Genomic DNA, 21,747 nt, shown 5'->3' on the forward strand with positions numbered 1-21,747 from the left:
ACCCCGCCCCTCTCCCAACGAGAGGGAGGAAGAGTTTCTTTTAAATTATACGTTTTTATCTATCTCAGGAAAAGGGAATCACTCAGTCTCTTTTTTCTCAGCTGACGGCTGGGGTAAAGTGGCTCTCACTTTCATTCCCGGTGTCAGCTTGTGATACCCTTCCACCACCACTTCTTCACCTGCACCCAAACCTCTCTCCACAACGAGTTTATTACCAAATTCAGGTCCCAACTCAATGAACCGTTTCTCTGCCGTAGAATCTCTGCGCATCACATAAATATATGCTCCGCCTTTCTCGATAGTCACTGCTTTATGCGGTACAACGATGGCTCCTTCACGTACATCCAAGAGCAGCTTTACCTTCGTAAACTGTCCCGGAAGCAATACCTGTTTCGGGTTCGGCATCTCCGCTCTTACCGAAAAAGTACCGGTCTGCGGATCTACCTGAGGTTCGGCAAAATCCACATATCCTTTATAAGGGTATACCGTATTATCCGCTAAGGTAATGGTGATGTTCGGCTGCCAGGAACGGGAAGAGTCCTGCTGACCGATATTGATATTACGTTCTTTGCTCTTCAGATAATCCAGAGCAGTCATGCTGAAGTCCACCAGCACCGTATCACTCTTCACAACTGTAGCCAAAAGCGATTTTCCACCCGGTCCCACCAGTGTCCCCAAATCCACATTACGTTCGCTGATGTGTCCGGACAACGGCGAACGGACCAATGTATAACCCAACTCCAACTCTGCCTGCGCCAGGTCCGCCTCACTCATGGCAACGGTTGCCACCGCACTTTCATAGGCCGCCTCCGCATTGTCCAGATCTAACTGGCTGGCCGCATTCTGGGCATACAAAGGCTTGATACGTTCCAAATCCCGCTTTGCTTTCAATGCCTGTGCTTCATCTTTTTTCAGTTGTGCCCGTGCTTTATCTGCCTTTGCACGATATTGATCCTGATTGATCACAAAAAGCACCTGATTTTTATTCACATACGTTCCCTCGGCAAAGAGCATACTTTCCAGATACCCCTCCACACGGGCCCGCACTTCCACAAATTGTTGTGCACGTATGCGCCCCACATACTCACCGAAAATCTCTACATTATCCCTTTCTGCGGGCTCTACAATTACAGTCGGCACTTCCGGCTCTACTTTATGTGGTCGTGTCAGAATCCAGTAAATGCCTGCCACCAAAGCCAAACAGACGATGCCTGCAATTGTTCTTTTTCTCCTCAGTTTTAGCTCTTTTCTCGTAAAAAACAGTCTCATGCTTGTTTGTATTATTAAAATTAACTTATCCTTTATTAGCTACCTTACAAATCAGATACCAAATTATACCTGAACCGATCTTTTCAACTAAAAGCGCCTCCATACGTCTTACAAAGGCAATTTTAATGATTTACCGAACTTAGTTGCCATTCGTTAAAAGTGTGGAATTATGCCCATTAGTGTAGAATAATTCCACAAAAGGGCCGCAAAGATAATTCTTTTCTGCATAAGTTCCATAACTTTCACTTTTAATGGCATTCGCTACTTATTTATCAAATAATAGTATAAATTTGTAGTAACATTCATAATAACACTATAATGAAAAAACATTTGTCATTGATATTAGTTCTGTTACCGGTACTTTTTCTGGCACTCCCCGCTCTGGCACAAGAACGTAAAAAAGTCGGAGTGGTACTCAGTGGAGGAGGTGCAAAAGGGGTAGCACATATCCAGGCACTGAAAGTCATAGAAGAAGCCGGCATTCCGATCGATTATATAGTAGGTACCAGTATGGGATCCATTATCGGCGGATTATACTCTATCGGATATACTCCTCAGCAATTGGACAGCATGGTGCGCAAACAGGACTGGATGTTCTTACTGAGCGACCGGGTGAAACGTAGCGCCATGTCACTCAATGAACGTGAAAAGTCAGAAAAATATGTTTTTTCGTTTCCGTTTACCAAAAGTCCCAAAGATGCAGTTTCAGGTGGCATCATAAAAGGACAAAATCTGGCCAATCTTTTTACGGAACTGACAGTGGGATATCACGATTCCGTAGATTTCAACAAACTTCCCATCCCCTTTGCCTGCGTTTCACAAAATATCGTAAATGGCGAACAGATTGTGTTCCACAATGGAATACTTGCCACAGCTATGCGGGCCAGTATGGCTATTCCGGGAGTATTCACCCCGGTACGGAAGGATAGTATGATCCTGATTGACGGCGGCATGATCAACAACTACCCTGTAGATGTGGCCAGATCGATGGGTGCGGATATCATCATCGGGGTAGATGTACAAAACAATCTGAAAGGAATCGACAAACTAAACAGCGCTCCGGACATACTCTCTCAAATCATCGACCTGACAACTAAAAACAACCATCAAAGCAATGTCGGCCTGACCGATACTTATATAAAGGTAAATGTAGAAGGATATTCCTCGGCCAGTTTTACTCCCGCAGCCATCGACTCCCTGATGCACCGGGGAGAAGTAGCAGCCCGCAAGCAATGGGCTTCTCTGCTCGCTCTCAAAAAGAAAATCGGCATTGCAGACACGTTCGTACCCCAATCGCACGGCCCTTATACCATGTTCTCAAAGGACCGGACCCTGCATGTGAAAGAAATCACCTTCTCCGATGTAGAAGAAAACGATAAGAAATGGTTAATGAAGAAATGTAAACTGCAAGAAAACAGCAGAATCAGCATGCGTCAGATTGAGCAGGCACTGTTCATCCTGCGTGGAAACCAGTCTTACTCAAATGCCAGTTATACACTGACCGATACTCCCGAAGGTTACAAACTAAACTTCCTGCTAGAGAAAAAGTACGAGAAAACGATTAATGTAGGCATCCGGTTCGACTCGGAAGAGATAGCTTCATTATTAATAAACGCTACGGCACAGTTAAAGACTCATATTCCCTCCAAAGTCTCCGTCACCGGGCGATTGGGCAAACGATACATGGCACGGGTAGACTATACATTGGAGCCGATGCAACAACGAAACGTCAACTTTTCGTACATGTTCCAATACAATGACATCAACATTTACGATCATGGTGACCGTGCCTATAACACTACTTACAAATATCATTCCGGTGAGTTTGGATTTTCGGATGTATGGTATAAAAACTTTCGGTTTGGGTTCGGAGCACGAATCGAGTATTTCAAATACAAAGATTTCCTCTTCAAGAAACCGGAATTTACGATGAATGTCAATTCCGAATATTTCATCAGCTATTTTGCACAATTGCGTTACAACACTTTCGACAAAGGGTATTTTCCATCTAAGGGAAGTAACTTCTCCGGAGCTTATTCGCTGTACACAGACAACTTTGCCCGATATAACGGACATGCCCCCTTCTCTGCACTCAGTGCTTCCTGGGAAAGTGTATTCTCCATAAGTAACCGCCTGACATTGATCCCGGCACTTTATGGCAGGGTATTGATCGGCCAAGAGATCCCTTATGCTTATGAAAATGCGTTAGGAGGCGATGTATTCGGCCGTTACCTTCCTCAACAACTCCCGTTTGCAGGAATTTACAATATAGAACTAACTCACAATTCCGTTGCCGTGGCTTCCTTGAAACTACGCCAACGCATGGGTAGCAAACATTATATCACGTTGGCCGGAAATTTCGCCTTGAGTGATGACAATTTTTTCAAAATCCTGAAAGGTAACCGGATTTACGGTTGCAGTATCGGATACGGCCTGGACAGTATGTTCGGTCCGTTGGAAGCTTCATTAGGATATTCCAATCAATCCAAAGACGTGGGATTCTACGTAAATTTAGGATTCTCTTTTTAAGAAACTTAACCCGTATCCCGATAGGGTGTAGCCTTATGAAGCAAAGGGTGTAGCCATCCGGACAATAGGGTGTAGCTCTGCCTTGCGGATGGCTACACCCTATTTCGGTCCCTTCTCAGACGACCGGACAACCGGACAGACAGAGCACGGATTTATTTAATTATTTCAAATTTATTACTCAGAACCAAAGAAAGTCATTATCTTTACCGAAAATATTTTCTATATACTCACATAAAACATTTGGAATAATGGCAAAGAGAAGAGAACTTAAAAAAAACGTAAATTATATCGCAGGTGAATTATTTTCGGAGTGTCTGATCAACAGTAAGTTTATACCGGGTACCGACAAAAAGAAAGCTGACGAGTTGATGGTGGAAATTATGAAAATGCAAGATGAATTCATCAGTCGAATCAGTCATACAGAACCGGGTAACGTGAAAGGATTCTACAAAAAATTCCGTTCGGACTTCAATGCAAAGGTAAATGAAATCATCGACGCTATCGCGAAACTGAATTAAGAATGAAGAAAGCAATATATAGCTTTATCTACTATCACCTGTTGGGGTGGAAAACCAATGTAACGGTACCGAACTATGATAAATGTGTAATCTGTGCGGCACCTCATACAACGAATATGGACCTCTTTATCGGTAAACTGTTTTATGGAGCGATAGGCCGTAAAACCAGTTTCATGATGAAAAAAGAGTGGTTTTTCTTTCCTTTAGGAATCTTGTTCAAGGCCGTAGGCGGCATCCCCGTAAATCGAGGACGCAAAAGCTCACTGGTAGAACAAATGGCAGAGGTCTTTGCCAAAAGACCTAAGTTTCATCTTGCAATCACTCCCGAAGGAACCCGTAAACGCAACCCCAACTGGAAAAAAGGATTCTACTACATCGCATTGAAAGCGCAAGTCCCTATCGTGCTGATCGGAATCGATTACAATACGAAAACAGTTACCTCCACCAAAGCAATCATGCCCAGCGGAGACATTGAAAAGGATATGCGTGAAATAAAACTTTATTTCAAAGATTTCAAGGGAAAACATCCCGAGAACTTCTCCATTGGAGACGTTGAATGATTATTCATGAAAATCTCGATTGTACAGACAGATATTATCTGGGAAAATAAACAGGAAAATCTCCGTTTGCTCCGCGAAAAGCTATCACCTCTTCGCGGAACAACGGAGATTGTTGTTTTACCGGAGATGTTTACAACAGGATTCAGTATGAACAGCCGGCTATTAGCCGAACCGGTTTCCGGTACCACGCTCCGGAGTCTCAAAAATTATGCCATAGAATTTCATTTGTCATTGGCCGGGAGTTTCATTTGTGAAGAACAAGGTTCTTATTATAACCGGGCTTTCCTGATCACTCCCGATGGACAGGAATTTTACTATGACAAACGCCACCTCTTCCGCATGGGACACGAAGCGGAACATTTTTCGGCAGGCAGCCGGAAAGTGATCATTCCCTACAACGGTTGGAACATCTGCCTGCAGGTATGTTACGACCTCCGCTTTCCTGTCTGGAGCAGGAATGTGAACAATGAATATGACCTCCTTATATATGTAGCCAGTTGGCCGACTCCACGTATTCAGGCATGGAATACATTATTATGCGCACGTGCCATTGAAAATCAATGTTATGTATGCGGTGTGAACCGTATAGGACAGGACGGCAACGGGCTCTGTTATCCGGGGTATTCCGCTTTATATGGACCTAAAGGAGAAAACCTGGCAGGAACTCCCGATTCGGAAGAAAAAATACAAACCATTGAACTTAGCCTGGAAGCCCTCACTACTTTTCGTCATAAATTCCCTTGCTGGAAAGATGCAGACCCCTTTCTCCTTTACTAAATATCCAAGCCTAAATTTCCGTATTTACTAAAAATATCTCTTGAATTATAGTATATAAATGCAAAAAAGTATCTAATTTTGCCAGACAATCAATTTATTGTACCAAAAAACAAACCCTAATTTAACTCATAACACGAATGTTAACCCAATTAATTAATGCACGTATACTCACCCCCCAAGGATGGATGAAAGACGGTTCCGTGCTTATCAGAGACAATAAGATTTTAGAAGTCACAAACTGCGATCTGGCCGTTATCGGAGCTGAACTTATTGACGTCAAAGGTATGTATGTAGTCCCCGGTGGAGTAGAAATCCACGTGCATGGTGGTGGAGGCCGCGACTTTATGGAATGTACGGAAGATGCTTTCCGGGCAGCGGTCCATACTCACATGAAACATGGCACAACAAGTATCTTCCCCACACTGTCATCATCTACAGTCCCCATGATTCAACAAGCTGCAGAAACCTGTACCAAGTTGATGGAAGAGAAAAACAGCCCTATCCTGGGACTGCACCTCGAAGGTCATTACCTGAACATGAAAATGGCAGGAGGACAAATTCCGGAAAACATTAAAAATCCTGATCCGAATGAATACATTCCGATCGTAGAACAGTATCATTGCATCAAGCGTTGGGATGCTGCTCCGGAACTTCCGGGAGCCATGCAATTCGGTAAATATATTGCTGCCAAAGGCATACTGCCTTCCGTAGCACATACACAAGCCGAATTTGAAGATATCCGTACAGCTTATGAAGCCGGATACACTCATGCAACCCACTTCTATAATGCAATGCCCGGCTTCCACAAACGCAGAGAGTACAAGTACGAAGGTACAGTCGAAAGCATTTATCTGTTGGATGACATGACAGTAGAAGTAGTAGCCGACGGTATTCACGTCCCCCCTACGATCCTGAGACTTGTATATAAAATAAAAGGTGTGGAAAGAACCTGTCTGATCACCGATGCCCTTGCATGTGCCGATAGTGACAGCAAAGAGGCTTTCGACCCGCGCGTAATTATCGAAGACGGAGTCTGCAAACTGGCCGACCATTCTGCTTTGGCGGGAAGTGTCGCCACCATGGACCGCCTGATCCGCACCGTTGTGCAGAAAGCAGAGATCCCACTGGAAGATGCAGTTCGCATGGCTTCCGAAACTCCGGCACGCATCATGGGGGTATATGATCGCAAAGGTTCCTTGCAAAAAGGTAAGGATGCCGATATTCTGGTACTGGACGAAGACCTCAACGTAAGAGCCGTATGGGCCATGGGTAAGTTGGTACCTGAAACAAATACTCTGTTTTAAACGATAAACGTTTTTGAGCGATAACGATTAACAGGCTGTGCCGGTGCAGCCCGTTAATCGTTTATTATTTATCGCCTGTTACTTATCGCTCATTGTTCAAAACCGTTCATCGTTTATCTCCCATCATTTATCGTTCCCTCCTCCCTATTTATAGGTAAAAAAAGATTTTAATTTAATTTCCCTGTCAACCTTATCGCATAGTTGATTGTTTTTATATATATTTGTTCAGAGTTTCCAATAACGACAAAGACTCAGTCAAACTTAATTAATAACAAACTTATGAAGACAAATCTTAGTTCTCAGATTACTCTCAACAGGGTCTCCCCCAGGTATTACAGACCAGAGAATGCATTCGAGAGATCGGTATTGACCCGATTAGAGAAAATTCCTACAGACATCTATGAATCTGTAGAAGAAGGTGCAAATCATATCGCTTGCGAAATAGCACAGGTTATTCGTGATAAACAGAAAGCAGGACGTTTCTGCGTACTGGCATTGCCGGGTGGAAATTCTCCGCGCAGCGTATATGCCGAATTAATTCGCATGCACAAAGAAGAGGGACTCAGTTTCCGTAACGTAATTGTATTCAACATGTACGAATACTATCCGTTGTCTCAAGATGCAATCAACAGTAATTTCAATGCGTTGAAAGAGATGTTCCTCGATCATGTAGATATCGATAAACAGAATATCTTTACTCCGGACGGTACGATTGCCAAAGATACCATCTTTGAATACTGCCGCCTGTACGAACAGCGCATCGAAAGCTTCGGCGGTATCGATATCGCTCTGCTAGGCATCGGCCGTGTAGGTAATATAGCCTTCAACGAACCGGGGTCACGCCTGAACTCCACCACCCGACTGATTTTGCTGGATAGCGGTTCACGCAACGAAGCATCCAAGATCTTCGGCACCATCGACAACACCCCTATCAGTTCTATTACGATGGGTGTAGCCACAATTCTTGCTGCTAAGAAAATCTATTTGTTGGCATGGGGTGAAGAAAAAGCCCACATGGTGAAAGAGTGTGTAGAAGGTAACGTAACAGATACCATTCCGGCATCTTACTTACAGACCCACAACAATGCACATGTAGCTATCGACCTGTCAGCAGCTTCCAACCTGACACGCATTCAACGTCCATGGCTGGTCACTTCCTGCGAATGGAATGACAAACTGATCCGTAGCGCAATCGTGTGGCTGTGCCAATTGACCGGCAAACCAATCCTGAAACTGACCAATAAAGATTACAACGAAAATGGCTTGAGCGAGCTGCTTGCCCTCTTCGGATCTGCTTATAACGTAAATATCAAGATATTCAACGACCTGCAGCACACCATTACCGGATGGCCGGGGGGTAAACCGAAAGCAGACGACACATATCGTCCGGAACGTGCAAAACCATATCCGAAACGAGTAGTCGTATTTTCTCCGCATCCCGATGACGATGTGATCTCTATGGGTGGTACGATCCGCCGTCTGGTAGAACAGAAACATGAAGTCCATGTAGCTTACCAAACTTCGGGAAACATTGCCGTAGGCGATGAAGAAGTAGTTCGCTTCATGCATTTCATCAACGGATTCAACCAAATCTTTATAAACAGTGAAGATCAGGTGATCAGTGAAAAGTACGCCGAAATCCGTAAATTCCTGAAAGACAAAAAAGACGGTGATATGGATACACGCGATATCCTGACCATCAAAGGTCTGATCCGCCGTGGCGAAGCGCGCACAGCTTGTACTTACAACAACATTCCGCTGGAACGTTGTCACTTCCTGGACCTCCCCTTCTACGAAACCGGTAAAATCCAGAAGAATCCGATCAGTGAAGCCGACGTAGAAATTGTCCGCAACCTGCTCCGTGAAGTGAAACCTCATCAGATCTTTGTAGCCGGTGACCTTGCCGACCCGCACGGAACACACCGTGTATGTACAGATGCCGTATTTGCTGCCGTAGACCTTGAAAAGGAAGAAGGAGCCGAATGGTTGAAAGACTGCCGTATCTGGATGTATCGTGGCGCATGGGCCGAATGGGAAATTGAAAACATCGAAATGGCTGTACCTATCAGTCCTGAAGAATTGCGTGCAAAACGTAACTCTATCCTGAAGCATCAGTCACAGATGGAAAGTGCTCCATTCCTGGGCAACGACGAACGCTTGTTCTGGCAGCGTAGCGAGGATCGTAACCGAGGTACTGCCGCTCTTTACGACAGCTTGGGACTGGCTTCTTACGAAGCAATGGAAGCATTCGTAGAATACATCCCACTATAACCAAAGCCAATTAGTGAAATAAAACAAAAGAAGAGTGAGGAGTTTGGAACTCTTCACTCTTCTTTTGTTTAAACAGAAAAGATACAAATTATATATGAAACAAGAAAAATTCTTCCGTCTTCTTCCTATAGAGGGAGCTTATAATATTCGTGATCTGGGAGGTTATCCGACATCAGACCATAAACATGTAAAATGGAAAACATTCATCCGTTCGGGCGATCTTGACAAACTGACAGAATCCGATCTGGACTATCTTACCTCCTTGCACATCCGAACCGACATCGACTTCAGGAGCATGCAGGAAAAAAAAGCAGCGGCAGACAAAATTCCCTCAACAGTTACACAATATATTCCCTTATCTATCGAAGCAGGCGACATGACCGACATGGCACACTTCAACCTGAACAATATACCGGGAATACTCGAACAGGCATACGTTTATATCATCCAAAATGCTCAGGATACTTATCGGGAATTCTTCCGGATTGTTTCGGAAGAACGGAATACTCCTCTTTTATTTCACTGCTCAGCGGGAAAAGACCGTACCGGAATTGCCGCAGCCTTACTACTGGGAGCATTGGGTGTCGACAGGGAAGTGATAATGGAAGATTACATGCTGTCTGCCGAATATATAAAAGGGAAATATGATGCAATCGTACAAGCTCATCCTGGATTTGCCCCTCTCACCACAGTACGGAAAGAATATCTGGAAGCTACTTTCCAAACCATTGACACTGACTATCAAGGTATGGATAACTACCTGAAAAATCAATTGGGAGTAGATACCCACAGATTGAGAATGCTGTATACCGAATAAATGGACAGTTAGCAACTTCCTCAGCCAATGACTTATCGGCAATTGCCGATTTTTCATTTATTTCTTCTACTTTTGCACCCGATAATCATTCAACCGAGCATATGAAAAAACTATGTATATTTCTCCTGCTGCTCTTTGCTGCAACAGGAATCTTGTTTGCACAAGAAATAGAAAAAAGCGTGAAAGAGCGGCTCAGTAATTACTTTGAGACTTACACCCCGGCATCTGCCAATACCGGAAGCTGTAAGTTAAAAAGCGTAGACATAGACTTCGAAGGCAGGAAACTATCTATCTATGCTTCCGAGAGTTTTGCTTATCAGCCGTTTGTACCGGAAACAGTAGACGAAATCTATCATCAGATAGAAGAATTGCTGCCCGGCCCGGTACGTTTTTTCCGAACTACAATTTATGCCAACAACCAACCTATCGAGGAGTTGATTCCCAATTTCTTTCGCGGGAAGAAGAAAAAAGATAAATCGCGGCTTTCAAACGCAGAATATAAAGGAGCACCTTGGGTGATAAACACCTCCCGCCCTTACGAAATAACCAAAGGATTGCAGAACCGGCACATCTCTTTGTGGCAAAGCCATGGCAAATATTACAAGAACGATAAAGGCGAATGGGGATGGCAACGTCCACGTTTGTTCTGCACTACCGAGGACCTGTTCACGCAATCTTTCATTCTGCCTTATGTCATCCCTATGCTCGAAAACGCCGGAGCCAATGTCTATACCCCCCGGGAGCGGGATACTCAAAAGAATGAGGTGATTGTGGACAACGATACACGAAACGGTTCCATCTATCTGGAGATGAAAAGCCGCAAAGCCCGTTGGGAGAAAACCGACGGTTACGGATTCGCACAAAGAAAACCTGTATATGAAGATGGAGAAAACCCTTTCCTGACAGGTAGCGCACGCTTCACCCGGACTGAAAAGAAAAAGAATAAGGCATTTGCCGAATGGATTCCTACAATCCCCGAAACAGGGAGTTACGCAGTATATGTATCCTATCAGACACTTCCAAACAGCGTCAGTGACGCCAAATATCTGGTATTTCACAAAGGTGGTGTTACAGAATTTAAAGTCAACCAGAGGATCGGCGGTGGTACATGGGTATATCTCGGAACCTTTGAGTTTGACAAAGGCAGCAATGATTATGGCATGGTGGTACTAAGCAATGAGAGCAGCGAAAACGGGGTTATCTGTGCCGATGCCGTTCGTTTCGGCGGAGGAATGGGAAATATATCCCGCGGCACAGTAAGCGGACTGCCCCGTTATCTGGAGGGAGCCCGTTATTCTGCCCAATGGGCAGGTATGCCCTATGATGTCTACGGAGGCAAACAAGGAACAAATGACTATGCTGACGACATCAATGCACGCTCCAACACCATCAATTACCTGTCCGGTGGTTCTGTATTCAATCCCGGACAAAAAGGACTGGGTGTCCCCTTTGAAATGAACGTGGCGCTGCATAGTGATGCCGGATACAGTAAAACGAACGATATAGTGGGATCACTCAGTATCTATACCACCGATTTCAATAACGGACTGCTTAACTCGGGAAACAGCCGGTATGCTTCACGTGACCTGGCAGATCTCCTGCTCACCCAAATACAAAAAGACATTCGTGCCAAATTCAATATACAGTGGACACGCCGTAGTATGTGGGATCGCAATTATAGCGAAACACGCCTGCCTGCCACTCCATCCACTATCGTCGAATTGCTTTCACACCAAAATTTCGCAGATATGAAACTCGGTCACGACCCGAATTTCAAATTTACCGTAGGACGTGCCATTTACAAAGCCGTATTACAGTTCATCAGCAGTCAGCACAACAAGGAGTATGTAGTGCAACCACTCCCCGTCAGCAACTTCGCCATCGAGTTTGGCAAAAAAAGAAACACCTTGGAACTCTCATGGCAGGGTGAAAACGATCCGTTGGAGCCTACCGCCCGTCCCCGCGAATACATGGTATACACTCGTATCGGATACGGTGGTTTCGACAATGGAGTACGTGTGAATAAACCTTCGTACACCCTGAAAATAGAACCCGGATTGGTCTATTCATTTAAGGTTACAGCTGTCAACCACGGAGGCGAAAGTTTTCCATCCGAAATCTTATCTGCCTATAAAGCCAAACAAGAACATGCACGAGTGCTGATCATCAATGGTTTTAACCGTTTGAGCGGACCGGCAGTAATCGACACACCGGACGAAGCCGGATTTGACCTGGAACAAGACCCCGGTGTCGCTTATCAATACAATATTTCACTTTGCGGGGCACAGACCGGCTTTGATCGCTCTCAGGCGGGAAAAGAAGGAAAAGGAAGTCTGGGCTATAGCGGAAACGAACTGGAAGGAATGAAAATTGCCGGAAACACTTTCGACTATCCTTTTGTACACGGCAAGGCAATCCAAGCTGCCGGAAACTACAGTTTCGTATCATGCAGCGATGAAGCTGTCGAAAACGGGCGTATACAACCGGAACATTATCCCATTGTGGATTTTATCCTGGGACTGGAGAAAGATGATATTTTAAGCAACCCGGCACGCAAAACGTATTATAAGACATTCTCTTCACCCATGCAACGGATATTAACCGCTTACTGTCAGTCAGGAGGAAACCTTCTCGTCAGCGGGTCTTACATTGGCAGCGACATGAGTAATTCACAGGGTAACCGGGAGTTTACGGAAAAAATTCTGAAATACGGCTTCCAAGGTTCACTCAAAGATACCCGTTCGGGACAGATCACCGGATTGGGACGCACCCTGCAAATCCCCCGTTTGCCCAACGAGAAGGCTTATGCAGTAACAGCTCCTGATTGTATCGTTCCCGTAGACTCCGCGTTTCCGGTATTTGTCTATCAACCCGGACAATACAGTGCCGGAATCGCTTATAAAGGAAATTACCGGGTATTCGCAATGGGATTTCCATTCGAAAGCATCGAAAGCGAAACAGACCGTGCCATAGTAATGGCGGCAATACTAAAATTCTTCGGAGAAAAATAAATATCCCAATCCACTTTGCCGAAACCTGATGGGTGATGTCAGTCTTTTGTCTGCAAGAAACAAGTTTCTTGCAGACAAAAGACTACATGAATAACTCTTCCAAGCAAAACATCCATAGGGAAAAACACCTTGTGTTTTCTTTCACTCACCGATACATTTTGAACATCACTTTCGGCAGACACCCCCTCGGCTCTACGGTCATACCTGACACTCTTAAAGCTTATACTGACATAATGTCTGCTATCCAAACAAGACATATTTAACATTAACTGCCACAATGTCTGCCATCCTCTTATTCTTCTTCTTATTCGGTTGCCCCTCTAATCCGGCTGTTTTCGTTCTATAATATTTTTCTAATTTCATAATAGAGTCTTCTAATCTGATTATTTGTGCCCGGATAATCATTTGTAGCGTACTACATGAACCAATTTTATATAATTATGAAAGCAAAAATGTTTTTTTTAGTAGTAGCCATGCTACTTTGCAGAGGTGTAGCCTATGCATACAGCCCTTCGGCGAACGATCCGATTTCAAAGTCGGGAGGAATTGAGCAAGATATTCCACCTCCCCATATTCCACCGCCTCCGTTGCCGAGTCAGATATTTCTTCATGTCGGTGAAATTTCCGAAACTCCATATCCCATGATCGGGGCAATGGTATGGGAATGTGATAATCCACCGGTAGGTATAGAACAAGAAGAATCATATATCTTTGGAACTATGATTATCCTGCGTATAAAAGGAGTTGCAGCGGGAAGATATCAAGTGGATATGAAATGGTACAATCCGCTCAATCCGGGCCAGCCTCCATTAGGAAGACAAACCATTGAGGTCATCGTTCAGCCGTGGCCTTAACAAGTGACAAATAAATTGTCATAGAACTCCCTCCGCGATGCGCACCTGCATCCGGAGGGAAAATAAAGACAAATACAAACCGGACATAAACGACCATTTAAAAGCTATTCGGGAGAAAACTAAAAAACAGAGATAAGGAAGAGAAACCATTGGAAATATATATTCATCAAAAAAAAATCCCTGCCACTTACTCCATTCTTCATTTTAAATTCTATCTTTGCTCCTAGTAATAACTATTAAAATAAAAACACTATGTACACAATACAGGCAAATCCAAGTGGCACACGCAGCATGGAAATATCTGAAGAGAATTTGGTAACCATTGAAAAATACTCTTTATTCCAGCATCTGATAGACAGCAATGGAATTGTAGATGAAGCTGTTCTGGAAAAGCTGAAACTCAATATACGTTCTCTGATCGCAAGTCAGGAAGAAGACAGTAAAGACCTGCTCGACCTTTGTATAGATGTGATTTATCACAACAATATGAAAGCATTCGGGTTGCAACAACTCATCAAGCTCTATCTCACCTGGTTGTCAAAGCAGGAAGCAGAAGAAGAGGAGGAGGCATGATTACCGTCGATACCTGTGGAATGACGAACTATAGCCCGTTGATTCCGGCCATAAAAGCGATGTGTAATGCCAATCCCGGTGACAAGATGGAGATTGTAACGGATCAGGTGGCTGCATTCCAGGATCTTAAGGAATATTTATCAGAACAAGGTATCGGATTCCGTGAAATATATGATGGAGAACGGATGACTTTACAGTTTACTATTTTATGAGCGAAATACAAAATCAAATTAAAAAATGGCCGGTAACGGCAATCAAAAAAATCAAAAGTACATTCGGTAGCGCAGAAAAGTTCTACGCTACCGTTTATCTTATAGCCCGCAACGAACATCATTGCCAGATGATGGGAGTGGCCGGAGCGGAACAACGCTTGAAGACGATTCATGCCTATCAGGGTATGATTCGCTTTATGCTCGATGAAGAAGGACTCAATGGTAAGGAAATCCTGGACACAATAGCCGGAGAGTATCTGGAAGACTTTGTGAACTATCGCGAACAAGACTTCGGAATGACCAATGAAGAATTTATTGCCATTATCAAAAGAATAGGTTGAACGCATGGATATATTCCTGATTATTCTGGGTAGTATCTGCCTGCTTGTCGGATTAGCCGGATGTATCGTCCCTATGCTCCCCGGGCCTCCTGTCTCCTATCTGGCACTGGTATTTCTGCATTTCACCGATAAGGTTTCTTTTACCATTCCACAACTATTCTTCTGGTTGTTCATTGTGGTACTGATACAAATACTCGACTATTTCATTCCGATGTTCGGTGTAAAAAGACTCGGAGGTACCCCATGGGGTAAATGGGGTTGCATCATCGGTACCTTTGCCGGCATTTTTCTGTTCGCCCCCTGGGGCGTATTTATCGGCCCGTTTGTGGGCGCAGTTGTAGGCGAATTATTGGGTGGAAAAGAAACGAAATACGCGCTGAAAGCAGGATTCGGAGCATTTGCAGGGTTCCTGTTGGGCACCGTACTGAAGGTAGCCGTATGCGGTTGGTTCATCTTCTGCTTTATCCGTGCCCTCGTATAGCGAAATTATCCGTATCTTTGTCCCCATGAAAGAATATCGACTTACCGATTGGTTACCCACTACCAAGAAAGAAGTAGAGCTTCGCGGCTGGGACGAACTGGATGTTATCCTCTTTAGCGGCGATGCTTATGTGGACCATCCTTCATTCGGAGCCGCCGTTATCGGTCGTATCCTTGAAGCCGAAGGCCTGCGTGTAGCCATTGTGCCCCAACCCAACTGGCGTGACGACTTGCGTGACTTTCGCAAGCTGGGACGTCCCCGACTCTTTTTCGGCATCAGTGCAGGTTGCATGGACTCCATGGTGAACAAATATACAGCTAACAAACGCTTACGTAGCGATGACGCTTACACCCCGGACGGACGTCCCGATATGCGACCGGAATATCCCTCGATCGTATACACCCAAATTCTGAAAAAACTCTATCCCGATGTTCCCGTCGTTTTGGGAGGTATTGAAGCAAGTATGCGCCGCCTCAGCCATTATGACTATTGGCAGGATCGGTTAAAGAAAAGTATACTTTGTGAAAGCGGTGCCGACATGCTGATTTACGGCATGGGAGAAAAGCCTATTTGTGAGTTGGTCCGCCGATTGACAGCCCTGTGTGATAATCAGGATGGAGTGATTTCATCATCCGACATTCATTCTCCGGCATTATCCTCTATCCCGCAGACGGCTTATCTGACCAGAAAATATGAATCCGACGAGAATGATATCACCCTCTATTCGCATGAAGAATGTTTGGCTGATAAAAAGAAACAGGCAACCAACTTCCGTCATATAGAAGAGGAAAGCAATAAATACGCGGCAGCCCGAATCGTACAGGCTGTCGATGGTAAAACAGTGGTTGTAAATCCACCCTACCCTCCTATGACAGAGAAAGAGCTGGACCGTTCGTTCGATCTCCCTTACACTCGTTTGCCTCATCCCAAATACAAAGGCAAACGCATTCCGGCTTATGATATGATTAAATTTTCCGTTAATATCCACCGGGGATGTTTTGGCGGATGCGCTTTTTGTACCATCTCCGCCCATCAGGGAAAATTTATAGTCAGCCGAAGCAAGGAAAGCATTCTGAAAGAAGTAAAAGAGGTAGTTCAATTGCCCGATTTCAAAGGAAATCTGAGCGATTTAGGAGGTCCTTCTGCCAATATGTATAAAATGGGCGGGAAAGATCTCTCCCTTTGCAAACGTTGTAAACGCCCCTCTTGCATTCATCCCAAAGTGTGTCCGAACCTGAATACGGATCACCGTCCGCTATTGGATATTTACTATGCAGTGGACTCTTTACCTGAGATCAAACGAAGTTTCATCGGAAGTGGAGTGCGATACGACTTATTGCTCCATCAAAGCAAGGATGCTACCGTCAACAAAATCACAGCAGAATATACTCGCGAACTAATAGCCCGCCACGTCAGCGGACGCCTGAAAGTTGCACCGGAACATACCAGTGACCGGGTACTGAGTATCATGCGTAAACCCGCTTTCAGCCAATTCGGAGAATTTAAAAAGATATTCGACAGAATCAACCGGGAACTTGGCTTGCGCCAACAATTGATCCCTTATTTCATCTCCAGTCATCCGGGCTGTAAAGAAGAAGATATGGCGGAACTGGCAGTCATCACCAAACAACTGGACTTCCATCTGGAACAAGTGCAGGATTTCACCCCTACCCCTATGACCGTAGCCACCGAAGCTTGGTATACAGGCTTTCATCCGTATACACTCGAACCGGTATTCAGTGCCAAGACTCAACGGGAAAAGTTGGCACAAAGACAATTTTTCTTTTGGTATAAACCGGAAGAACGACGGAATATCATCAATGAATTGCGCCGCATCGGACGGGCGGACCTGATAGACAAACTATACGGAAAGAGGAAATGACAACTTCCTCTTTCCACACTTCACTTACTCTTTCTCTTTCACCGGTAATGCCACAATTTCCAGTAGTACACTGACAGCCGTTTCCACATTCGGAATATCTTTTACCAACATAGACCGACGTCCGTTCTGCTCTCTCAAATCACATCTTCGGGTATACTTCATCATATAGTCGATCATCTTGCCGAAAGCAGCACTCTGATAATACGGGCTTTCTGCATTGTTGACAAAGAACAGTGTCATACGTCCTCCTTTCAAGAACACTTTTTCCACTCCCAATCGGGCAGCCAGGCGCCTTAACGGTACTATACGCAACAATTCTTCAGTCTCAGGCGGAATAGGGCCGAAACGGTCTTCCAATCGTGAACGGAAAGCATCTACATCTCTATCGAGAGTCAGTCCGTCCAGTTCCCGATACAGTAACATACGTTCGCTGCTGCCCGTCACATAATTAGCCGGTAACAGCAATTCCAGATCGCTTTCCACCTGACATTCTTCAACAAACTCTTCACCACTAATGACACCTTCTCCTTTTAATTCGTCAGCATAAAGTTCGGCAAATTCATCCGTTTTCAGTTCATGCACAGCTTCCGACAATATCTTCTGATAAGTTTCATAACCCAGATCGGCGATAAATCCACTCTGTTCGGCTCCCAGCATATTACCCGCACCGCGAATGTCCAGATCCTGCATGGCAATATGAATACCACTACCCAGATCACTGAAATTCTCGATCGCCTGCAGGCGACGTTTGGCTTCGGGGGTTAACGAAGACAACGGAGGAGCCAGCAAGTAACAGAACGCCTTTTTATTGCTACGTCCCACACGTCCGCGCATCTGGTGCAGATCGCTCAATCCGAAGTTTTGTGCCTGGTTGATAATAATCGTGTTCGCATTCGGTATATCGATTCCACTCTCGATAATAGTGGTTGCAATCAGTACATCGTAGTCATAATTGACAAAGCCGAAAATGATCTGTTCCAATTCCGCCGGCTCCATCTGTCCGTGTCCGATGGCTATCCGGCAATCCGGAATGTGACGAAGAATCATTGCTTTCAGTTCCGGAAGATTGGCTATACGGTTGTTTACCAGAAAAACCTGCCCATTACGACTCATCTCAAAGTTAATGGCATCAGCTATCACCTCTTCACTGAACGTATGTACCTCCGTCTGTATCGGATAACGGTTGGGAGGTGGAGTTGAAATCACACTCAAGTCACGCGCTCCCATCAGCGAGAATTGCAAAGTACGCGGAATAGGAGTTGCCGTCATTGTCAATGTATCCACATTGACCTTCATCTGCCGCAGCTTCTCCTTGACCGACACACCGAACTTCTGCTCTTCGTCAATAATCAGTAGTCCGAGGTCTTTGAACTTGACATCTTTTCCCAAGATACGGTGCGTACCGATCAGAATATTCACGTCTCCAGCTTCCAATCCTTTGATTACCGCCTTTGCCTGTGCCGCCGTACGGGCACGGCTGAGATATTCTACCCGGCAGGGAAGTCCTTTCAGGCGATCACGAAAAGTCTGGAAGTGTTGGTATGCCAAAACCGTTGTAGGCACCAGTACGGCTACCTGCTTATTGTCTGCTACGGCTTTAAATGCGGCACGGATGGCCACTTCAGTCTTACCGAAGCCAACGTCTCCGCATACCAGGCGATCCATAGGCATATCCCGTTCCATATCCTGTTTCACATCCGCCGTAGCCTTACTCTGATCGGGGGTATCTTCATAGATGAACGAAGCCTCCAATTCCCGTTGCAAAAAACTATCGGGACTGTATGCAAACCCTTTCTCTTCACGACGTTGTGAATAAAGTTTTATCAAGTCACGAGCTATATCCTTAATCTTTGTCTTTGTACGCTCCTTCAGTTTCTCCCAAGCGCCCGTACCCAATTTGTTCAGTCGGGGGGCTTCTCCTTCTTTACCTTTATATTTTGAAACTTTATGCAACGAATGGATAGAAACAAATACCACGTCTTCATTCTGATAGACCAGTTTCATGACCTCCTGTGTCGTATCTCCGTTAGGAATACGTACCAGACCGGAAAAACGTCCCACACCATGATCGGTATGTACCACATAATCACCGGGGGTGAACTGATTCAACTCTTTCAGCGAAAGGGCGACCTTTCCCGAACGGGCTTTATCACTCTTCAGATTATATTTATGGAAACGGTCGAACAACTGGTGATCGGTAAACAAACAAAGTTTCAAGGTATCGTCTGCAAACCCTTCATGCAGAGTCCGCTCCACAGCCGTAAACTGAATCCGGTCTCCCCGATCCTCAAAAATGGCTTTGATACGATCCGTCTGTTTCGTACTGTCACTACAGATATAAAGTGCATATCCCCGGTTCAGATACTCTTTGAAAGACTCCGCCACCAAATCGAAATTCTTATGAAAAATAGGTTGTGCCGTAGTATGAAATGTCAAGGTAGCATCCGGTGTGCCGGTCGGCTTGTTACCAAACTCCATCCGCCGGAAATCGAGCGCACGAACAGTGAACTCACTCCCATCGATCAATTTTCCTTCCAAAGTAATGCCTCCATTCTCTTCGGCCTCCTGAGAAGCAAGAGCCTGCGGTGTGAGCGATTCATCGTGAACAACCTGAATACGCTCCCGCAACCAAAGGAAATCACGCATCGCCAAAGTGGTATCTTTCGGGATAAAATCAAGAAAAGAAGTTGTAACCTTTCCGGTTACGGCAAGATCGGGCACAATCACAATACTCTCTTTCTTCTCTTTCGACAACTGTGAATCGACCTCAAATGTACGGATACTCTCCACGTCATTACCGAAAAAGTCAATACGATAGGGATACTCGGACGAAAATGAAAACACGTCGATAATACTTCCACGAACGGCATACTGCCCCGGTTCGTATACATAATCCACGTATTCAAACCCGTAACTATGCAATACATCCGTAATGAAACCCGTATCCACCCGCTCACCCACGTGCAGTTTCAGGGTATTCTCGCTCAACTCCTGCCGTGATACGACCTTTTCGGCTAATGCATCGGGATAAGTGACGATACACAATCCCTCCTCACCCTTCTGCAAGCGACTGAGCACTTCGGTACGCAAAATCTCGTTAGCAGCATCTTTCTGTCCGTACTTCACCGAACGACGAAACGAAGAAGGGAAAAACAAAATGCGCTCTGTACCCAACACTTGGGTAAGATCATGATAAAAATAACCGGCTTCTTCCAGGTCACCTAATATAAAAACAAACGGGCAAGGACTCTTTTCAACCAACGCCGAAGCGAACAAGGAAGCAGCGGAAGCATATAAGCCGCCGCAATAGATATGTCTGACTGCGGGCTCCCCCAACAGTTTATTCAGGGCCTCTACATTCGGATGCCCCGCATATTGATGTTGCAGTTCAGTAATTGTCATAAATGCAATTTTAGCCCATCACCGATCCTATGGATTTACACGGATGAAACATGTTTCCGAACCATCTATGCAAATCCCTGTAACCTGTGATGCAAATTCACCGCAAAAGTACTAAATTATCCTTAGTTTTAATGCGCTATCTTTGGTTAGTAGCGGAAAAGCATTACATTTGTCTTCAAATTTAGACACAATATGCAGACATCGGACAGCATCGTAATCATCCCTACCTACAACGAACGGGAAAACATAGAGAACATCATCCGCGCCGTTTTCGGACTGGAAAAGACCTTTCATATTCTGATCATCGAGGACGGTTCTCCTGACGGGACCGCCGCCATTGTAAAGACCTTGCAGCAGGAGTTTCCCGACCGCCTTTTCATGATAGAACGTAAAGGTAAACTGGGATTGGGAACAGCCTACATCACCGGATTCAAGTGGGCACTGGAACATTCATACGAATACATCTTTGAGATGGATGCCGATTTCAGTCATAATCCCAACGATCTGCCACGGCTCTATGAGGCTTGTGCCGTTCAGGGAGGCGATGTAGCTATCGGCTCTCGATACGTAAGCGGAGTGAATGTAGTAAATTGGCCGATGGGACGTGTGCTGATGTCTTATTTTGCATCTAAATATGTACGAATCGTTACCGGACTGCCGATACACGATACGACTGCCGGATTTAAATGTTACCGTCGCCAGGTACTCGAAACCATCGATCTCGACCACATACGTTTTAAGGGGTATGCTTTTCAGATAGAAATGAAATTTACGGCCTACAAATGCGGATTCAAGATTATCGAGGTACCGGTTATCTTTATCAACCGCGAACTGGGTACTTCAAAAATGAACAGCAGTATCTTTGGTGAAGCGGTATTCGGTGTCATCAAACTGAAAGTGAACAGCTGGTTTCACACATTCCCCCAGAAAACAAAAATGAATTAAG

At 44.9% G+C, this 21,747-nt stretch carries 17 protein-coding genes; 15 read left to right on the forward strand and 2 right to left on the reverse strand.

All coding sequences use genetic code 11. The annotated features are described in order from the left end of the window. Window positions 1-78 precede the first annotated feature (78 nt). A complete protein-coding gene (locus BF9343_RS14115) occupies window positions 79-1,269 on the reverse strand; it encodes an efflux RND transporter periplasmic adaptor subunit (RefSeq protein ID WP_005798690.1) in 1,191 nt (396 codons plus the stop codon). Window positions 1,270-1,587: 318 nt separating this feature from the next. On the opposite strand from BF9343_RS14115, the gene BF9343_RS14120 reads away from it, so the two are divergent. From BF9343_RS14120 to BF9343_RS14185, 14 genes are all read left to right on the forward strand, one after another. Continuing rightward, window positions 1,588-3,798: a patatin-like phospholipase family protein gene (locus BF9343_RS14120; RefSeq protein ID WP_005788931.1), complete on the forward strand. Its 2,211-nt coding sequence runs from the start codon at window positions 1,588-1,590 to the stop codon at window positions 3,796-3,798. Window positions 3,799-4,046: 248 nt separating this feature from the next. Beyond that, window positions 4,047-4,316 (forward strand): hypothetical protein, encoded by a 270-nt coding sequence (locus BF9343_RS14125; RefSeq protein ID WP_005788933.1) that lies wholly within the window; start codon window positions 4,047-4,049, stop codon window positions 4,314-4,316. A 2-nt stretch (window positions 4,317-4,318) separates the two neighbouring features. Beyond that, window positions 4,319-4,876 (forward strand): 1-acyl-sn-glycerol-3-phosphate acyltransferase, encoded by a 558-nt coding sequence (locus tag BF9343_RS14130; RefSeq protein WP_005788935.1) that lies wholly within the window; start codon window positions 4,319-4,321, stop codon window positions 4,874-4,876. A gap of 6 nt (window positions 4,877-4,882) precedes the next feature. Continuing rightward, window positions 4,883-5,653, forward strand: coding sequence for an amidohydrolase (locus tag BF9343_RS14135; protein WP_005788937.1), 771 nt, complete (start codon window positions 4,883-4,885; stop codon window positions 5,651-5,653). A gap of 137 nt (window positions 5,654-5,790) precedes the next feature. After that, on the forward strand, window positions 5,791-6,957 hold the full coding sequence (gene nagA / locus BF9343_RS14140) for an N-acetylglucosamine-6-phosphate deacetylase (RefSeq protein WP_005788940.1): 1,167 nt from the start codon (window positions 5,791-5,793) through the stop codon (window positions 6,955-6,957). Window positions 6,958-7,236: 279 nt separating this feature from the next. Continuing rightward, a complete protein-coding gene (locus tag BF9343_RS14145) occupies window positions 7,237-9,228 on the forward strand; it encodes a glucosamine-6-phosphate deaminase (protein ID WP_005788942.1) in 1,992 nt (663 codons plus the stop codon). A 94-nt stretch (window positions 9,229-9,322) separates the two neighbouring features. Beyond that, window positions 9,323-10,045 carry a tyrosine-protein phosphatase gene (locus BF9343_RS14150; protein ID WP_041926242.1) on the forward strand — a complete coding sequence of 241 codons (723 nt, stop codon included), beginning with the start codon at window positions 9,323-9,325 and terminating at the stop codon, window positions 10,043-10,045. 101 nt (window positions 10,046-10,146) lie between these two features. Beyond that, window positions 10,147-13,056, forward strand: a complete 2,910-nt coding sequence (locus BF9343_RS14155) for a golvesin C-terminal-like domain-containing protein (protein WP_008769700.1) — start codon at window positions 10,147-10,149, stop codon at window positions 13,054-13,056. A gap of 452 nt (window positions 13,057-13,508) precedes the next feature. Further along, window positions 13,509-13,910 (forward strand): hypothetical protein, encoded by a 402-nt coding sequence (locus BF9343_RS14160; protein WP_005802995.1) that lies wholly within the window; start codon window positions 13,509-13,511, stop codon window positions 13,908-13,910. 252 nt (window positions 13,911-14,162) lie between these two features. Beyond that, a complete protein-coding gene (locus BF9343_RS14165) occupies window positions 14,163-14,483 on the forward strand; it encodes a hypothetical protein (RefSeq protein WP_005798707.1) in 321 nt (106 codons plus the stop codon). Then, window positions 14,480-14,695 carry a sulfurtransferase TusA family protein gene (locus BF9343_RS14170; RefSeq protein WP_005788955.1) on the forward strand — a complete coding sequence of 72 codons (216 nt, stop codon included), beginning with the start codon at window positions 14,480-14,482 and terminating at the stop codon, window positions 14,693-14,695. Before BF9343_RS14165 ends, BF9343_RS14170 begins: the two co-directional genes overlap by 4 nt. Then, a complete protein-coding gene (locus BF9343_RS14175; RefSeq protein WP_005788957.1) occupies window positions 14,692-15,036 on the forward strand; it encodes a hypothetical protein in 345 nt (114 codons plus the stop codon). Before BF9343_RS14170 ends, BF9343_RS14175 begins: the two co-directional genes overlap by 4 nt. Window positions 15,037-15,040: 4 nt before the next feature. Next, window positions 15,041-15,517, forward strand: a complete 477-nt coding sequence (locus BF9343_RS14180; RefSeq protein ID WP_005788959.1) for a DUF456 domain-containing protein — start codon at window positions 15,041-15,043, stop codon at window positions 15,515-15,517. A 25-nt stretch (window positions 15,518-15,542) separates the two neighbouring features. After that, window positions 15,543-17,399, forward strand: a complete 1,857-nt coding sequence (locus BF9343_RS14185; RefSeq protein WP_005788960.1) for a YgiQ family radical SAM protein — start codon at window positions 15,543-15,545, stop codon at window positions 17,397-17,399. A 24-nt stretch (window positions 17,400-17,423) separates the two neighbouring features. On the opposite strand, the gene mfd is transcribed toward BF9343_RS14185, so the two are convergent. Further along, window positions 17,424-20,801 carry a transcription-repair coupling factor gene (mfd, locus tag BF9343_RS14190; protein ID WP_005788962.1) on the reverse strand — a complete coding sequence of 1,126 codons (3,378 nt, stop codon included), beginning with the start codon at window positions 20,799-20,801 and terminating at the stop codon, window positions 17,424-17,426. A 192-nt stretch (window positions 20,802-20,993) separates the two neighbouring features. Here mfd and BF9343_RS14195 point away from each other — a divergent pair, with 192 nt between their 5' ends. Continuing rightward, the gene (locus BF9343_RS14195; RefSeq protein ID WP_005788964.1) at window positions 20,994-21,746 is read left to right on the forward strand and encodes a polyprenol monophosphomannose synthase; all 753 of its coding nucleotides are present in this window, start codon (window positions 20,994-20,996) and stop codon (window positions 21,744-21,746) included. Window position 21,747 lies beyond the last annotated feature (1 nt).

This window comes from Bacteroides fragilis NCTC 9343, assembly GCF_000025985.1.
Classification (GTDB): domain Bacteria; phylum Bacteroidota; class Bacteroidia; order Bacteroidales; family Bacteroidaceae; genus Bacteroides; species Bacteroides fragilis.

What these genes read in the sequence shown, in the direction of transcription:
- BF9343_RS14145 (WP_005788942.1), top strand. Translation starts at nt 7,237, where the DNA reads ATGAAGACAAATCTTAGTTCTCAGATTACTCTCAACAGGGTCTCCCCC.
- BF9343_RS14175 (WP_005788957.1), top strand. Translation starts at nt 14,692, where the DNA reads ATGAGCGAAATACAAAATCAAATTAAAAAATGGCCGGTAACGGCAATC.
- BF9343_RS14170 (WP_005788955.1), top strand. Translation starts at nt 14,480, where the DNA reads ATGATTACCGTCGATACCTGTGGAATGACGAACTATAGCCCGTTGATT.
- BF9343_RS14150 (WP_041926242.1), top strand. Translation starts at nt 9,323, where the DNA reads ATGAAACAAGAAAAATTCTTCCGTCTTCTTCCTATAGAGGGAGCTTAT.
- nagA (WP_005788940.1), top strand. Translation starts at nt 5,791, where the DNA reads ATGTTAACCCAATTAATTAATGCACGTATACTCACCCCCCAAGGATGG.
- BF9343_RS14185 (WP_005788960.1), top strand. Translation starts at nt 15,543, where the DNA reads ATGAAAGAATATCGACTTACCGATTGGTTACCCACTACCAAGAAAGAA.
- BF9343_RS14130 (WP_005788935.1), top strand. Translation starts at nt 4,319, where the DNA reads ATGAAGAAAGCAATATATAGCTTTATCTACTATCACCTGTTGGGGTGG.
- BF9343_RS14155 (WP_008769700.1), top strand. Translation starts at nt 10,147, where the DNA reads ATGAAAAAACTATGTATATTTCTCCTGCTGCTCTTTGCTGCAACAGGA.
- BF9343_RS14115 (WP_005798690.1), bottom strand. Translation starts at nt 1,269, where the DNA reads ATGAGACTGTTTTTTACGAGAAAAGAGCTAAAACTGAGGAGAAAAAGA.
- BF9343_RS14135 (WP_005788937.1), top strand. Translation starts at nt 4,883, where the DNA reads ATGAAAATCTCGATTGTACAGACAGATATTATCTGGGAAAATAAACAG.
- BF9343_RS14120 (WP_005788931.1), top strand. Translation starts at nt 1,588, where the DNA reads ATGAAAAAACATTTGTCATTGATATTAGTTCTGTTACCGGTACTTTTT.
- BF9343_RS14180 (WP_005788959.1), top strand. Translation starts at nt 15,041, where the DNA reads ATGGATATATTCCTGATTATTCTGGGTAGTATCTGCCTGCTTGTCGGA.
- mfd (WP_005788962.1), bottom strand. Translation starts at nt 20,801, where the DNA reads ATGACAATTACTGAACTGCAACATCAATATGCGGGGCATCCGAATGTA.
- BF9343_RS14165 (WP_005798707.1), top strand. Translation starts at nt 14,163, where the DNA reads ATGTACACAATACAGGCAAATCCAAGTGGCACACGCAGCATGGAAATA.
- BF9343_RS14160 (WP_005802995.1), top strand. Translation starts at nt 13,509, where the DNA reads ATGTTTTTTTTAGTAGTAGCCATGCTACTTTGCAGAGGTGTAGCCTAT.
- BF9343_RS14125 (WP_005788933.1), top strand. Translation starts at nt 4,047, where the DNA reads ATGGCAAAGAGAAGAGAACTTAAAAAAAACGTAAATTATATCGCAGGT.
- BF9343_RS14195 (WP_005788964.1), top strand. Translation starts at nt 20,994, where the DNA reads ATGCAGACATCGGACAGCATCGTAATCATCCCTACCTACAACGAACGG.